This is a genomic window from Bradyrhizobium sp. 22 (assembly GCF_000482425.1).
Classification (GTDB): domain Bacteria; phylum Pseudomonadota; class Alphaproteobacteria; order Rhizobiales; family Xanthobacteraceae; genus Bradyrhizobium; species Bradyrhizobium japonicum_B.
In genome coordinates this window covers 3,091,780-3,106,984 of record NZ_KI519399.1, presented here as the reverse complement: position 1 = coordinate 3,106,984, position 15,205 = coordinate 3,091,780, and the positions used below count along the sequence as shown (strand labels likewise).

Sequence of the window (15,205 nt, the reverse complement as noted above, 5' to 3'; positions counted from 1 at the left end):
TTGACCTATTATGCCCCACTCTCGAAGCGGGGCGATCAGGGAGAACGCCATGTCTTTGCAGCAGATGTCTTCGCAGCATCCACCTTCAACGCTGGCCGCGCTCGGCCGGACCTGGGTCGAGGCCTGGAACGCGCGTGATCTCGAGCGCGTGCTCGCGCTCTACGACGAGGCCGCCGTCATGACCTCGGATCGCATCCCGATGCTCGGGTTCGACGCCAGCGGCACGGTGCGCGGCAAGGATGCCTTGCGCACCTATTGGGGCAAGGCGCTCTGGCTGGTGCCACAGCTGCATTTTTCGCTGATCGATCTGTTCGTCAGCCCCGACAGCGTCGTGGTGTTCTACGCGAACGAGCGCGGCAAGAAGATCTGCGAGTATCTGCGGGTGAACGATGCGGGCCTGATCGTGCAGGGCTCGGCGAACCATCTGGTGGGGTGACGGTTCTCCGCACCTGATTGTGACGATATGACGAAGGCCGGCGCCGCTCGCCGCACGCGGCCGTGCCAGCATCCGAGCACCTCGACTTGATGCGAGTCTTTTGATAATCTCTACCATTGATTGAATTCTATTTTTCATCGCTGGGAGATTTTCATGAAGCTCGCATCCTTCAACGTCGAAAACCTTTTCATGCGCGCGCGGGCGCTCAGCGGCCCCGGCTTCTCGGAGGAAGGCAAGACCATTCTGAAGGCGCAGGCCGACATCAACGCCATCCTCGGCAAGGACAAATACACTGCGAACGACAAGAAGAAGATCGTCGAGCTGCTGGATGTGCTCGGCCTCAAGAAGTCCGACGAGAACAAATACGCGATCCTGCGCCAGAATCGCGGCCATCTCGTCAAGCGGCCGCAAAGCGGACCGATCCAGGTCGTGGCAGGCGGACGGGGCGACTGGATCGGGTGGGTCGATCTGACGATGGAGCAGGTCAACGAAGAGGCGACACGCAACACCGCGCGGGTCATGAAGGAGATCGATGCGGACGTGCTCGGCGTGGTGGAAGCGGAAAGCCGGCCCGCCCTCGTCCGGTTCTGCAAGGACGTGATGCCTTCCGTCGAGGCAACGCCCTACGACCACATCATGCTGATCGACGGCAATGACGATCGCGGCATCGATGTCGGGCTCATGACCAGGAAGAAATTCGAGATCGTCTCGATCGCGAGCCACGTCGATGACGAAGACGAGGATGGCGTCATCTTCAGCCGGGATTGCGCGCAGTTCGAGGTCCAGACGGCGGCGGGAAATTCGCTCGTCGTTCTCGCCAATCACTTCAAGAGCAAGGGATTCGGCTCCCAGGCGACGTCCAACGCCAAGCGGAAGCGTCAGGCCGCACGCACCGCGACCATCTATCGCCAGCTCCGCCAGAAGCACGATTTCATCGCGGTGATCGGCGACTTCAACGACACGCCGGACAGCGATCCGCTCAGCCCGCTGTTTCATCAAACCGGGCTGAAGGACATCAGCGAGCTCGACGGGTTCGACGATGGCGGCCGACCGGGCACGTTCAAGAACGGCACCGCGTCGAACAAGATCGACTACGTCCTGCTGTCACCGGCCCTGTTCGACAAGGCGACGGCCGGCGGCATCTTCCGCCTGGGCGTCTGGGGCGGCAAGAACGGCGACCTCTTCCCTCATTTTCCGACGATCACCAGGGAAGTCGAGGCCGCTTCCGACCATGCCGCAATCTGGGCCGAGCTCGATATCTAGCAGCCCGCCCGTCGGCGCCGGCCCTCTCCGGTGCCGCCGATGACTTGCGACGGTCGCGTTTGCAGCTATGAGGGAGACCGCACAACCGCATTGACCGGATTCTCCCCATGAAACTCCCCACCTCCCCCTTCACCGTCACCGACTGGAGCAAGGTCGAGGCAACCACGCATCCTGGTGAGACGGGAGAGGCCAAGTGGCGCACGCTCAATATCGGCGATCTCCGGGTGCGGATGGTGGAATATTCGCCGGGCTACCTGGCCGACCATTGGTGCGACCGCGGCCACGTCCTCTACGTGCTGAAGGGTGAGCTCGACTCCGAGCTGCGCGACGGGCGCACCTTCAAGCTGACGGCGGGGATGAGCTACCAGGTCTCGGATTTCGGCGACGCCGCGCACCGGTCCTCGACTGCAACCGGAGCGACGCTCTTCATCGTGGACTGAGTTGCGGCGAGCGGTTAATTTGCACCGCAAAATAGCAAAGTCCTGCGACGTTCCGAGCCACGGGTGGTGCCTTGAACTGGCCCCAAATTCTCGCTATATTGTGATCATCGATACTTGGCCGAACGACTGGGCCGCTTCGCCTCGTTGCTAACGGGCGCGCACGCTTCAGATGACTTCTCCAAACATCGACTGAACAGGGCTATGGGCGCAACTGCGTTCCGGTCCACGTGCGTACTCTCTCTAACTAACTAAAGGAAATTCCCATGGCTATGGGCACCGTGAAGTGGTTCAACACCCAAAAGGGTTATGGTTTCATTCAGCCGGACGACGGCCAGAAGGACGTGTTCGTGCACATCAGCGCCGTCGAGCGCGCTGGCCTCTCCTCCCTCAACGAGGGTCAGAAGGTCTCGTTCGACATCGTCGCCGACCGCCGCAGCGGCAAGTCGTCGGCTGACAATCTCCGCGTCGGCTAACGCCCGCGCAACGTTCTGACCGCGGACGTACCGGCAGAACGCCAGAGTTAAAAGGCCCCGCGACCGGGATCCGGTTCGCGGGGCTTTTGTTTTTGGCCCCGGTCATTCCGGGGCTCGCGAAGCGAGAGCCCGGAATCCATCGAACCGAACACGCTGCCGCACGATGGATTCCGGGCTCGCCCTTCGGGCGCCCCGGAATGACGGCGGAGTGAGATCAGGCCGCCTTCTTCAGCACCGACACGAAGAACCCATCCGTCCCGGTCCTTCTCGGCGTCATCAACCAGCCCTCGTCCGACCGCAGCGCGGCCCCGGCAAAAGCCTCGGCCTTGTCCCAGAGCACGCTTGCGATCTGTTCGGGCGGTTGAACCGCAAACTCGCCATGGCGCGCGACGAACGCCCTCACCTGCTCGCCGTTCTCTTCCGCCAGCACCGAGCAGGTGATGTAGGCGATACGGCCGCCCGGCTTTACCAGCGGAACCGCCCGCGCCAGCACCTCGGCCTGGTCGCGCAGGCGAATCTCCAGCGCGCCGGGGCGCATGCGCCATTTCGCATCGGGGTTGCGGCGCCAGGTTCCGGTTCCCGTGCAGGGCGCATCGATCACGACCAGATCAGCCGAGGCGCGGATGTCGGCCAGCGGGTCGACCTCGCCCTTGGGCGTGCGCACATCGGCATTGTGCACGCCGGCGCGCGACAGCCGCTCGTGGATCGGCGCGAGCTGGCGCTTGTCGCGGTCGGTCGCGATCAGCCGGCCCTTGCCCTGCATCAGCGCGGCGAGCGCCAGCGTCTTGCCGCCGGCGCCGGCGCAGAGGTCGATCACCTGCTCGCCGGGCTTTGCCGCGGTGAATTGCGCCGCCAGCTGCGATCCCTCATCCTGCACTTCAACGGCGCCCTTGATGAAATCCTCTTCCGCCTGGATGCCGGGGTTGCGCGCATCGGCCGAAAGCTCGATGCGCAAGCCGGTTGCGCACCACGGCGTCGGTTTCGCATGAAGATGAGCAAGATTGCGCAGCACCTTGTCGCGATTGGATTTTAGCGTGTTGACGCGCAGGTCGAGCGGGGCCCGGCTGGCCATCGCGGCCGCCTCCGCCGCACGGTCCTCGCCGAACACCTTTGCAAGGTGCGGATCCAGCCATTCGGGATAGTCGCCGGCGATCGCGGCCGGCGCGCCCTCAAGCGACCGCGAGGCGAGCGCAGCCTGCTCGGCCTCGGTCAACGGCGCCGGGGCGAAGCGGCTGCCGTCGAACAAGGCGCCCATCGTCGCCGCGTCCATGTCGCGCTCGAGCCGGAGCATGCCGATCAGCCGCGCGCGCGCGGTATCGGAATCCATCAGATACGCGCTCGAGGCGTAGCGGCGCAGCACGTCCCAGACCAGGCCGGCGATGGCGGCGCGGTCGCCGGAACCGGCGAAGCGATGCGCGGTGCCCCACTCCTTCAGCGCCTTGGCCGCGGGCACGCGGTCCTTCTCGATGGTGTCGATCAGTTCGATGGCTGCGGACAGCCGGGCAGCGGGGGTCATTCTCGATCTTTCAGATCAGCATGGGGCCTAAATCAGCAACAAGAGCTTCAGCGCGAAGTAGATCCACATCGCCAGCAGCACCAGCACGCCGGCGAGCCAGACCGTGGAGCGTCGGCCGAGATCGTTGGAGGAGACGAACACCCCGGCATGGGCGAAGCGCGTCACCACGAACACCCAGGACATCAGCACGATGAAGAGATCGGCGCGGCGCAACGGCAAGGCCAGCGCGATCAGGACGTAGAACAGCACCGGCAGCTCGAACTGGTTGCGGTAGCAGTTGGCGATCTGGGTGGCGCCCTTGGGCCAGTTCGGCTCGCCGAGCGCGACGTCGCGGATCCTGGTCTCGCCCGAGACCAGCGTCTTGCGGCGCGCGACGACCATGCCGATCAGCAGGGCGAAGGTGAGCCCGATCTGGACGAAGACCGGCAGCAAGACCATTTGAAGGGACATCGGAACTTTCCCGGAAGGCGAAACGCCGCGCGGACCGTCATTAGCCGCGACTTCCGACGCTGACAATCAGCGAGTTGAACCGGCCTTCCCGATCTTGCGACCAACCACCGATAGTTAAAGCGATTGCGGCCCCTCTCGGGGGCCCAAGGCGAGATGGCGCCATGACCACCCTGTCCAGCCTCTGGACCGTATCCGCCGACGGCCAGCTCGGTATCCTCATGTCGGCGCTGTCGGGCATCGCGATGGCACTCGCGGTCGCGCTGGCGATGACGGTCTATTTTCGTCTGAGCTACCGGAGCTGGCGGGACGTGGCCCGGCATGGCCTTGCGGCGCTCGCCGCGCTCGCCCTGTTCGCCTTTGCCGCCTACGACATGCGTCACGCCGCGCTTGCCTATCTCGGTCTCAATCCGTCCAAGCCCGCCGTCGAGTTCGAGATCCGCATGCCCCGCGAGATGCTGACGGCCATGACCGACAGCCAGATCGAGCTGCACACCGACCGCAACCAGACGCTGGCGCTGATCGGCGGCGTGCGCGATCTCGATGGCGGCCGCGCCCTGCTGCGCGGCGCCGTCGCGCTCAACCACCGTACGGCGGACCGCATGCTGGTCGTGAACCTGCCGGGCAAGGGCACGTTCGAGTTCCGCCTCCGCCTGCCCGCCGAACCGCATCGCACCGGCGAGTTCGGCCCCTGGCACCTCGCCGACCGCATCGCCTCGCCGCTCGCCGGCCCGATCGCGCCGCAGGACGGCTACACGATCCGCTACCGCGTGCTTTAAACTTTGTTCGTTGCGATCCATGCCGGCGCCGTCATCGTTCCGACGCGCGACAACGGATAAGTTGATCGCATGTCCGAATTTCGCCTGACCCAGATTTCCGACACCCATCTCGGCCGCCGCTTTCCCGGCCTCGTCGCCAACTTTCACCGGGTTTGCGAGCACATCGACACTGATCGGCCCGATCTCGTCGTCAACACCGGCGATGTCGCCTTCGACGGGCCGACCGGCCGCGACGATATGATCTTCGCCAAAGGCCTGCACGACGCCCTGCCCGTCGCATGCCGCTACATCCCCGGCAATCACGACATCGGCGATAATCCGACCGCGGTCGGGCCGGCGCCGAAGCCGCCGGTCAACGAGGCGCATTGCCGGCAGTTCTGCGACATCATCGGCGCGGATCATTGGGCCTTCGAGGCCGCGGGCTGGCACTTCATCGGCCTCAATTCGCTGGTGATGAATTCAGGGCTCGCCTTCGAGGCGGAGCAATTCGATTGGCTCGCCTCGGTGATATCACGCACGAACGGCAGGCCGGTCGCGCTGTTCCTGCACAAGCCGCTGTTTCTCGACCTGCCCGACGATCCTGAAGCGCCGGAGACCTCGATCCGCTACGTGCCGCAGCCGGCGCGGGCACGGCTGCTCGAGATGCTCGGGACAATCAATCTGCGCCTCGTCGCCAGCGGCCACGTGCACCAGCGGCGCGACTTCACCTTCCGCCACACCCGCCATGTCTGGGCGCCGTCGGCCGGCTTCATCATCAACGATCGGCGGCAGGACCGGGTCGCGATCAAGGAAGTCGGATTGGTCGAATATCGCTTCCGCCCGGACAGTTTCGAGGTCCGCCACGTCAGGGCCGCGGGCCAGGTGGATGTCGATATCGAAGAGCTCCTCGCCCAGATGGGCGGCGAGCACTAAAGCGCGATGCGATTAGGATGAATCGTCATCGCGCTTTAGGTTGTTGTTCAAGCATGATCTTTTCGGAAAACCGCTGCGCACTTTTCCGGATCGTGCTTTAGCGCATCGATCGGCTTAGGCGATGCTCTTGAGATCCTGCTGGATCGCGGCGAGCAAGGATTGCAGCGCTTCGCTGTTCACGGGCTTGGCCGCAAGCTCATTGGCGGATGCTTGTCTGGCAGGTTGCACGGGCTTGACCGGGCGCTTCGGGAATGGTGGCGGTGCCGGCATCGCGGAACGGGTCAGATCGCCCTCCTCGTCGGCATGCACGAACTTGCCATGGATGACGTCGTCGCGACGGCCCATGATGAACATGGTCGTCCAATAGCCGGCCGCCAGCAGGATAACGCAGAAAACACTGATCTCTAACATCGCAACACCCAAAATATGCGCGATGATTCAATGCCTTCGTGGGTCCGTCAATGAACCGCCGGTCACACCTGCGGCTTTTGCGGGCAGGTGTGGCCATTTGGTGACTCTTTGTTAACCATTGAGGGACCTGCGGTCGGGCTCTTATGGGAGTTCAGGAGCCCAGCGCGTCGAGAACGTGCCGCGCAACCATGGGATCGTCGAGGTAGCCCACGATGCCGTGGCGGTTGTCTGTCCCGTTGCGGACGTTCGCATAGTTCTCGATGGCAGGCGTGACCGGGAAGTTCGCGCCATCGAGCGGATAGAGCGCGACCACGTCCTTGGGGTCGAACGCATTGTACCAGGCTTTGGCAGGTGCCGGAAAACCGATCGGCCGGAGCTGGTCGCGGATGGCCCTGATACCCAGCGGCGAGCCCACGGTGACATATGCACGCACGTTCAGCGTACGCCGGTCGGTCCGCAAAACATTGTAGGCTACGACCGACCCCAGCGAATGCCCGACTACCACGCAGGGCCGCTCATCGAAGCCGGCACCGACGATGCGGTCGATCTGGTCGCGGACGCCTGACCGCGTCGTATAGAGAAATACGTCTCGCATCAGGCGCTCGATCCCGGACTGGCTCAGCCCGCCCCCGAAGCGATCGATGGTGCGGATGATCGCCTGCACCCATGCCCAATTCTGCGGACCTCGTGCAGTCGGGTTGTTGCCGAACTCCTGCTGCACCTGGGCATCCGTGATGCCGGCCTTGCTGCGGATCGACTCCGCGACGGAAGCCTGAAACCTTAGGAAATCATCATCGACCGCGCTGCCGCGCGCCTGGATATCGTCGGTCAGAGGCACCTGAGCCTCGCGCGCAAGCTCGTCCAGACGATCGCCGTAATAGGGAAATGCCACTTCAAGATTGTCCGGGACGGTACGATTGATCTTGGCCGCGCCGCGTTTCAGCGTCTCCATCCAGATCGATTGCAACTCGACAGGGTCCAGCCCCTGTTGCGAACGACCATGTACCAACACGAGACGTACAGGAAACGGATCCGCACGGCCCCCCGTCGCAATCAGCGACATCAGGCCAGCCGCACCCGCAAGAACTTCACGACGACGCATCGCTCTTCCTTTCGCGTCCGGTACCCGTGTTCGGCCGCGTTCGGCCGCGCACGATCAGCGGCTGGCGGTGGCCAGGGCTTCCAGCATCAATTTCATTCCAGGGGGACCGAACGTGGTCCAGAGCGACGACCGCAGGCTGTCCCTGGCCCGCAGGACCTGGTCCCGAAGCACCACATTGCGAGTGCGGATGAGCTGCCAGCCCTGCGAGAACATCGGGCAGAATGGCACGGCGCGCTCGGATATCCTGCTGTCCGACAGTACGTCGGCCAACAGCGCAAGATCGAACAACTCGCCTTCGAGGTCACCCGCCATGAAAGACCGCACCGAGGCGACCTGCTGCGGCAGATTGGCGTCAGCGTAAGCATAGGCGGCGTAAATTCCGAGCGTCGGATCAATTCCCTTCAGCACACGAATCTGATCGGCAAGTCTCGAGGCCGCCGCCGAGCGCGTTTGCCGGTCGCCTTCGATGCGGAGCACGCCGAACTGGGCCGACGTCGCCATGAGCGCCCGCAGCTGATCGAGGCGGGGTCCGGCCTCCTTGTACTCGCTCCATCGCCGGCTTGACGGCGACGGGGCATACGTGACGTCCGCCACACCGCCATTGCGGACGGTGAGCGACCCTATGAAGCCGGGCAGTGCGGCAAGCACGGTCCCGCTGCCGTCCGCAAACACCAGCGCGGCCGTCATTGGAGAACCATCCTGGACGGGAATGTTCACGAGGCCGGACTGGTCGGTACCGTTGCCGGGTGCAACGATCTGCGCCTGCCTGCCGCCAGCCAGCCATGCCTCGCGCAATTGGGCGCCGGTCACCGAGAATCCGGTCGGTGCATTGAAGGTCGTGGCGGGCTGCTTCGCCACAATCAAGGATTGCTGGGCCGCGTTGAAGCCGGTGTTCGAAGCGACCTCCAGCTCTCTGACGGAATCGATCTTTCGCAGCGACGCAAGCGCTCCGACCGCGGTGCGATTGAATTGATGGGCGGCAACGTCGACCAGCGTCACATCTCGCGGCTGTTCGACCGCCGCCGTCACCGATCCCCGCACGCGTCCCAGGTAGGCACTGTCGGGGGATTCGATGCGCGCATCGGGATATTGCGCGAGACTCGCATTGTGTACGCGTAACCGCTGCGGCACCTCGTCGAGCAGGAACGTTTTGAGCTTCCGGTTCGAGACCACGCTCACGCCCCCGACCGTCGACACCATATCGGGTCGCGGGTTGCGGAAGGCATCGAGAAAAGTCTCGGTGAAGATGCCCTGGAACTCATCGGCCGCCTTCTGCCGCAACTCATAGGATGGCGCGCCGGGGCGGGTGCTGAAGAAACGATCGACCTCCGGAGAGGGACGTCCGGGGATGTAGCTTCCCAGCGGGAAAATCACCGTTCCATGCAGCAGCGAGCTGTCGAAGTCCGAATTGGACCGGCAGGCATCGCAGATGATCACGACGTTTGATACGGCGCTACGCCCGGCAAGCGCCACGCATTCCGTCAGGCTGACCGCCTCGTTGACATCGTCCGGAGCTCCGCTCAACAACCAGAACTCGTTGTTGCCAAACGCAATTCCATGACCGGAGAAGTAGATCACGAGCTGTGTCAGCGTGCCGCGATTGACGAACTCCGTCACGGCCGCCCTGAGCGCTACGCCAGTGACCGGCGTGACCTCATCCGTGATCAGCTTGACCTCGAAACCTTCCGTCGTAAGCCATTGTGCGATCGACTTTGCGCCCGAGACGGCCGCTCTCAGCACGGGCAAGTTGCCGGTCTTGTTGACCCCGATCACCACAGCGCCGCGCGTGGAGGCCGCAGGCTGCGCCAGGACCCTTCGAGCCGCCAGCAACTGCCCCCAGACAAGTCCGCCGGCAAGCACATCGCGCCGCCGCATGCCCGCAACCTCATATCGCAGGACCCAATTGCTAACCCTATGGTAGTAGCATTTCCGCGTTTGCCAATCGGATTTTGCAGCCGTCGTCGGCCGCCCGGCCCTAAGCGCAGGGGCGGCCAACGCGGGTTCGGGAGCACTCGCCTCAGGCCTTGTCCGGCCCGACCCGGACCAGCTGCTTGCCGAAATTGGCGCCTTTCAGCAGGCCGATGAAGGCGCCGGGCGCGCTCTCCAGGCCCTCGGTGACGAACTCCTTGTACTTGACCTTGCCGTCGCGGACCCAGCCGGACATGTCGCGCAGGAAGTCGCCATGGCGTGCGGCGAAGTCGGACACGATGAAGCCGCGGAAGGTCAGCCGCTTGGTGAGGATGTTGCGCATCATCGCGCCGGCCCATTTCGGCGGCTTGGCCTCGGTGTCGTTGTAATGGGCGATCAAGCCGCAGACCGGCACGCGGGCGAACGGGTTGAGCTGCGGGAACACCGCCTCGAACACGGTGCCGCCGACATTCTCGAAATAGACGTCGATGCCTTTCGGGCAGGCGTCCTTCAGCTTGGCGGCGAGATCGGGATCGCGGTGATCGATGCAGGCATCGAAGCCGAGCTCCCTGACCACGTAGTCGCACTTGTCCTTGCCGCCGGCGATGCCGACAGCGCGTGCGCCCTTGATCTTCGCGATCTGGCCGACCGCCGAGCCGACTGCACCGGAGGCGCCGGCGACGACGACGGTCTCGCCCGGTTGCGGCTTGCCGATGTCGAGCAGGCCCGTATAGGCGGTCATGCCGGGCATCCCGAGCACGCCGATCGAGGTCGATATCGGGCCGAGCCTGGGATCGACCTTGATCAGGCCCTTGCCGTTTGAGATCGCATGGGTCTGCCAGCCGGAACGAATGCGCACGATGTCGCCGACCGCGAAATCAGGATTGTTGGACGCCGCGACCTCGCTGACCGCCTCGCCTTCCATCACCCCGCCGACCGGCACGGGCGCAGCGTAGGACGGCCCCTCGCTCATGCGCCCGCGCATATAGGGATCGAGCGACAGCCAGATCGTGCGCAGCAGGACTTCACCCTGCCCGGGTGTCGGAACTGCGAATTCCTCCAGGCGAAAATCAGACGGCTTGGGTTCGCCGACGGGACGCGCGGCGAGGACGATGCGTTTGGCACTGTGCTGAGCTTGGGACATGGCTTCCTCCGAATTGTCTTTCGACGGGGACGGAAGCGGAGGCAGCTAGCCGCGTCAATACAAAAGCGGCGGAGCATGATGACGCTTCATCACAGCTCTCGTGTCCCGGACGCGCGGCAACGTGAAACGTTGCTGCGCAGAGCCGGGACCCAGATCTCGCGACACGATCAAGTCCGGCGATGGGCCCCCGGCTCTGCAGAGCGCATCACCGAAGTGGTGCTGCGCTGCGTCCGGGCACGAGAGCGGAGAGAGACTAGCCCCCGCCCGGATAGTTCGGACTCTCGCGCGTGATCGTGACGTCGTGGACGTGGCTTTCGCGCAGGCCGGCGCCAGTGATGCGGACGAACTGGGCCTTGTCGTGCAGCTCCTTCATGTCCTTTGCACCGACATAGCCCATCGCGGCGCGCAGGCCGCCGGCGAGCTGGTGCATGACGTGGCCGACCGCGCCCTTGTAGGGCACCTGGCCCTCGATGCCCTCAGGCACGAGCTTGAGCGTGTCCTTGATGTCCTGCTGGAAGTAGCGATCGGCAGATCCGCGCGCCATCGCGCCGACCGAGCCCATGCCGCGATAGGCCTTGTAGGAACGGCCCTGCCACAGGAAGACTTCACCGGGCGTCTCGTCGGTGCCGGCGAGCAGCGAGCCCACCATGGCGATATCGGCGCCGGCGGCGAGCGCCTTGGCGAGGTCCCCGGAGAACTTGATGCCGCCGTCGGCGATGACGGGGATGTCGGCCTTCTTCGCCGCTTCCACCGCATCCATGATCGCGGTGAGCTGGGGAACGCCGACGCCGGCGACGATGCGCGTGGTGCAGATCGAGCCCGGGCCGATGCCGACCTTGATGCAATCCGCGCCCGCGTCGATCAGCGCTTGCGCGCCTTCCGTGGTAGCGACGTTGCCGGCAACGACCTGCACCGAGTTGGACAGGCGCTTGATGCGGTTCACCGCATGCAGCACGTGGCGGGAATGGCCGTGCGCGGTGTCGACGACGACGAGGTCGACGCCGGCATCGATCAGGCGCTCGGTGCGCTCGAAGCCGGTATCGCCGACAGTGGTGGCGGCGGCGACGCGCAGGCGCCCCTGCGCATCCTTGCAGGCGAGCGGATGAGCAACCGCCTTCTCCATGTCCTTAACGGTGATCAGGCCGACGCAGCGATATTGCTCGTCGACGACCAGCAGCTTCTCGATGCGATGCTGGTGCAGCATCCGCCGCGCCTCGTCCTGGCTGACATTCTCGCGGACCGTGACGAGGTTTTCGTGCGTCATCAGCTCGGAGATCTTTTGCTGACGATTGGTCGCAAAGCGCACGTCGCGGTTGGTGAGAATGCCGACCAGCTTGCCCGGAATGTTCTTGCCGGCGCCGGTGACGACGGGAATGCCGGAGATGCCGTGATCGCTCATCAGCTTCAGCGCGTCGTCGAGCGTGGCCTCGGGGCTGATGGTGAGCGGGTTCACCACCATGCCGGACTCGTAGCGCTTGACCTGCCGGACCTGTGCCGCCTGCCCTTCGGGGTCGAAATTGCGGTGGATGACGCCGAGGCCGCCGGCCTGCGCCATCGCGATCGCCATGCGCGCCTCGGTGACGGTGTCCATGGCCGAGGCCATGATCGGGATGTTGAGCGGAATGGCGCGGGTGACGCGGGAGCGGATGTCGACCTCGCCCGGCATGACGTCCGACAGGCCCGGCTTCAGCAGCACGTCGTCGAACGTAAAGGCTTCGCGGATGCCCTGAAGTTGCACCGTGGCCATTTGCCAACTCCTTCCTGCGGCCTTGCCGCAAATGCTAATGGATGAGCGCCGCCCTCGGCGTACCTTGCGGCATCGCCTTGAGAATCGGAGCCCATCGGTGGGGTTGACGCGGGTCGATAGCACGGCCGCGCGACGAATCAAAGCAATTCGGACCGCCGGCCAGCCATGCACAGGGGTTTTTTGGTCCATCCGGCGTGGCCCAAGGGGGCAGCATCGATGGCCGGCCCACGCCTCAGTCTATCAGCAGGTCGATCGGAACCCCCAGAGCCCGCGCAAATTTCTTCTGGAGCTCAGCAGGCCCCTTGCGCCGTCCGTTCTCGATCTCGGAGAGATAATTCTGGCTGATACCTGCCGCTATGGCCAGTTCGCCCTGGATCATGCCGCGCCACTCGCGAATTACCCGGATTGCATTCTCTCCATCCGCAAGACGATCAACGACCGCCTTTGGCAGCACCACCTCGCGCCCTTCCTTCACGGCACGCACGGAGTTTCGGACAATGCGGCTTGCCGAAGCGTCTTCCTGCGCTTCCGCTGCAAGGGCGATCAGTCGGTCATATTCGTTACGCGGCAGAATTGCGAGATCGTCGCCTCCTGGCGTTCGAATGAACTGAACGCTGCTCTTCGCGGTGACGGTTTTGGCCATGACGTCCTCTCAGTCGTAGATTTCACGGCGGTGCCCGACCGCATGAATTCTAATCGTGTTGCCTTTCATCGTGAAGAGCACGCACCAATCGCCGGCGCGGAGCCGCATGCCCGGCGCGCCCTTCAGCGCCTTGACGTCACCCGCGCCGGACTGCGCAAAGGCCTGCAGCTTAAGATCGATCTGGGCGCGCGTGGTGGCCGTAAGCTTGCGCCATTGGCGGACGGCGGCGGAAGTGAATTCGATCTCCTTCACGCCGCGAATATCGCATAATGCGATAAATTCAGCAAGCGCAATGATCCCACAAAGCGATGCCCCTCTCGCAGGATTTAGGTGCCATGCGTCGATGCGCAATGGTCCCGGCCAATCGTTGGTGTTAAGCCGCAAAGCAGCCCTTCCCTCCGATCATTACCAATCCGACATGGTCGACAAGCAACGCGTCATTCCGCTGATCGTCGCCACTGCTCTCTTCATGGAGAACATGGACTCGACGGTGATCGCCACCTCGCTGCCGGCGATCGCGGCCGACATCGGCACCAGTCCGCTGACGCTCAAGCTCGCCATCACCTCCTATCTGCTGTCGCTCGCGGTGTTCATTCCGGCGAGCGGCTGGACTGCCGACCGGTTCGGTGCGCGGATGGTGTTCGCGGTCGCGGTCGGCGTGTTCATGGTCGGATCGGTCGGCTGCGCGCTCTCGACCTCCGTCACCGATTTCGTGTTCGCACGCATCCTGCAAGGCATGGGCGGCGCGATGATGACGCCGGTCGGGCGCCTCGTGCTGCTGCGCTCGGTCGACAAGAGCGCATTGGTCAACGCCATGGCCTGGGTGACGGTGCCTGCCCTGATAGGTCCCGTGATCGGCCCACCGCTCGGCGGCTTCATCACCACCTACGCGTCCTGGCACTGGATCTTCCTGATCAACATCCCGATCGGGCTGCTCGGCATCTTCATGGCGCTGCGCTTCATCGATCCCATCAAGAGCGAGGAGCAGGAGCCGTTCGATCTCTACGGCATGGTGCTCGCCGGCATCGGACTCGCCGGGATCGCATTTGGCCTGTCGGTCGCCGGGCTCAATTTGCTGCCGTGGAGCACAGTGGCCGCGCTGGTCGCGGGCGGCGCGATCTCGATGACGCTCTACGTCATCCACGCGCGGCGGACCGGATCGCCGGTCCTCGATTTCTCGCTCCTGAAGCTGCCGACGCTGCGCGCGGCCGTGTTCGGCGGCTTTCTGTTCCGCCTCGGCATCGGCGCGCTGCCGTTCCTGCTGCCGCTCCTGATGCAGATCGGCTTCGGCCTGTCGCCGTTCCATTCCGGCCTCGTCACCTTTGCCTCCTCGCTCGGCGCGATGGGGATGAAGACGCTGGCGGCGCGGATCATCCGCACCTTCGGCTTCCGCAATCTGATGACGGTGAACGCGATCGTCAGCGCATTCTTCCTGGCCGTCTGCGCGCTGTTCACGGTGACGACGCCGCTGCTCATCATCATGGTCATCCTGGTGGTCGGCGGCTTCTTCCGCTCGCTGGAGTTCACTGCGATCAACACGGTCGCCTATGCCGACGTCGAGACCGCACAGATGAGCCGCGCCACCACGCTGGTCAGCGTCAACCAGCAGCTGGCGATCTCGGCCGGCGTCGCCGTCGGCGCGGCTTGCGTCGAGACCACGATGTGGTTCAGCCATGTCAGCGAGATCAACGCCACCGTTTTTGCGCCGGCCTTTATCGTGGTCGCACTGGCCTCGGCGGCGTCGAGCTGGTTCTTCTGGCAGATGCCGGCGGACGCGGGCCACGAGATCTCCGGCCGCAAGGCCGTGGAGATCGCGAGCCGCAAGGGGGCCGGCAAGGGCGCGGAAAAAGCGGCCGTCAAGGCGGCCAGCGAAGACACGCAGGACGTGCGGGACCAGCGGCTGGGGTGACCCCCTCCGTCATTCCGGGGCGATGCGCAGCATCGAACTATGATGCGCAATTGCGCATCTGAGAATCCATCGCGC

At 64.5% G+C, this 15,205-nt stretch carries 16 protein-coding genes; 7 read left to right on the top strand and 9 right to left on the bottom strand.

Translation table 11 applies throughout. The annotated features are described in order from the left end of the window. Nucleotides 1–64 precede the first annotated feature (64 nt). The 4 genes from K410_RS0115960 (at nucleotide 65) to K410_RS0115945 (ending at nucleotide 2,612) form a co-directional block, all read left to right on the top strand. Nucleotides 65–436: a nuclear transport factor 2 family protein gene (locus K410_RS0115960; protein WP_028135826.1), complete on the top strand. Its 372-nt coding sequence runs from the start codon at nucleotides 65–67 to the stop codon at nucleotides 434–436. A gap of 153 nt (nucleotides 437–589) precedes the next feature. Further along, nucleotides 590–1,699, top strand: a complete 1,110-nt coding sequence (locus tag K410_RS0115955) for an endonuclease/exonuclease/phosphatase family protein (protein WP_028135825.1) — start codon at nucleotides 590–592, stop codon at nucleotides 1,697–1,699. Between the two features lie 107 nt (nucleotides 1,700–1,806). Then, on the top strand, nucleotides 1,807–2,139 hold the full coding sequence (locus tag K410_RS0115950; RefSeq protein WP_028135824.1) for a DHCW motif cupin fold protein: 333 nt from the start codon (nucleotides 1,807–1,809) through the stop codon (nucleotides 2,137–2,139). Between the two features lie 263 nt (nucleotides 2,140–2,402). Further along, the gene (locus tag K410_RS0115945) at nucleotides 2,403–2,612 is read left to right on the top strand and encodes a cold-shock protein (RefSeq protein ID WP_008141931.1); all 210 of its coding nucleotides are present in this window, start codon (nucleotides 2,403–2,405) and stop codon (nucleotides 2,610–2,612) included. Between the two features lie 214 nt (nucleotides 2,613–2,826). Here the strand turns inward: K410_RS0115945 and K410_RS0115940 are convergent, their stop codons facing one another. Both K410_RS0115940 and K410_RS0115935 read right to left on the bottom strand, forming a co-directional pair. Beyond that, nucleotides 2,827–4,128 carry an RsmB/NOP family class I SAM-dependent RNA methyltransferase gene (locus K410_RS0115940; protein ID WP_028135823.1) on the bottom strand — a complete coding sequence of 434 codons (1,302 nt, stop codon included), beginning with the start codon at nucleotides 4,126–4,128 and terminating at the stop codon, nucleotides 2,827–2,829. Between the two features lie 27 nt (nucleotides 4,129–4,155). Continuing rightward, a complete protein-coding gene (locus K410_RS0115935; protein ID WP_028135822.1) occupies nucleotides 4,156–4,578 on the bottom strand; it encodes an MAPEG family protein in 423 nt (140 codons plus the stop codon). Between the two features lie 161 nt (nucleotides 4,579–4,739). Here K410_RS0115935 and K410_RS0115930 point away from each other — a divergent pair, with 161 nt between their 5' ends. Together K410_RS0115930 and K410_RS0115925 are read left to right on the top strand one after the other, a co-directional pair. Further along, nucleotides 4,740–5,354 carry a hypothetical protein gene (locus K410_RS0115930; protein WP_028135821.1) on the top strand — a complete coding sequence of 205 codons (615 nt, stop codon included), beginning with the start codon at nucleotides 4,740–4,742 and terminating at the stop codon, nucleotides 5,352–5,354. A gap of 69 nt (nucleotides 5,355–5,423) precedes the next feature. Then, entirely contained in the window at nucleotides 5,424–6,266 is an 843-nt protein-coding gene (locus K410_RS0115925; protein ID WP_028135820.1) for a metallophosphoesterase family protein, read from the top strand. A 114-nt stretch (nucleotides 6,267–6,380) separates the two neighbouring features. Here K410_RS0115925 and K410_RS0115920 read toward each other — a convergent pair whose 3' ends face one another. From K410_RS0115920 to K410_RS0115890, 7 genes are all read right to left on the bottom strand, one after another. Then, complete coding sequence (locus K410_RS0115920; protein ID WP_028135819.1) at nucleotides 6,381–6,677, bottom strand: hypothetical protein; 297 nt, start codon at nucleotides 6,675–6,677, stop codon at nucleotides 6,381–6,383. Between the two features lie 151 nt (nucleotides 6,678–6,828). Next, nucleotides 6,829–7,779 carry a lipase family protein gene (locus K410_RS0115915; RefSeq protein WP_155253420.1) on the bottom strand — a complete coding sequence of 317 codons (951 nt, stop codon included), beginning with the start codon at nucleotides 7,777–7,779 and terminating at the stop codon, nucleotides 6,829–6,831. A 54-nt stretch (nucleotides 7,780–7,833) separates the two neighbouring features. Next, nucleotides 7,834–9,774 (bottom strand): caspase family protein, encoded by a 1,941-nt coding sequence (locus tag K410_RS0115910; protein WP_155253419.1) that lies wholly within the window; start codon nucleotides 9,772–9,774, stop codon nucleotides 7,834–7,836. 22 nt (nucleotides 9,775–9,796) lie between these two features. Beyond that, complete coding sequence (gene curA, locus K410_RS0115905) at nucleotides 9,797–10,831, bottom strand: NADPH-dependent curcumin/dihydrocurcumin reductase (RefSeq protein WP_028135816.1); 1,035 nt, start codon at nucleotides 10,829–10,831, stop codon at nucleotides 9,797–9,799. Between the two features lie 253 nt (nucleotides 10,832–11,084). Further along, nucleotides 11,085–12,578 carry an IMP dehydrogenase gene (gene guaB, locus K410_RS0115900; RefSeq protein WP_028135815.1) on the bottom strand — a complete coding sequence of 498 codons (1,494 nt, stop codon included), beginning with the start codon at nucleotides 12,576–12,578 and terminating at the stop codon, nucleotides 11,085–11,087. 232 nt (nucleotides 12,579–12,810) lie between these two features. After that, on the bottom strand, nucleotides 12,811–13,221 hold the full coding sequence (locus K410_RS0115895) for a helix-turn-helix transcriptional regulator (protein ID WP_028135814.1): 411 nt from the start codon (nucleotides 13,219–13,221) through the stop codon (nucleotides 12,811–12,813). Nucleotides 13,222–13,230: 9 nt separating this feature from the next. Next, complete coding sequence (locus K410_RS0115890; protein WP_028135813.1) at nucleotides 13,231–13,473, bottom strand: type II toxin-antitoxin system RelE family toxin; 243 nt, start codon at nucleotides 13,471–13,473, stop codon at nucleotides 13,231–13,233. A gap of 166 nt (nucleotides 13,474–13,639) precedes the next feature. On the opposite strand from K410_RS0115890, the gene K410_RS0115885 reads away from it, so the two are divergent. After that, entirely contained in the window at nucleotides 13,640–15,130 is a 1,491-nt protein-coding gene (locus tag K410_RS0115885) for an MFS transporter (RefSeq protein WP_028135812.1), read from the top strand. Nucleotides 15,131–15,205 lie beyond the last annotated feature (75 nt).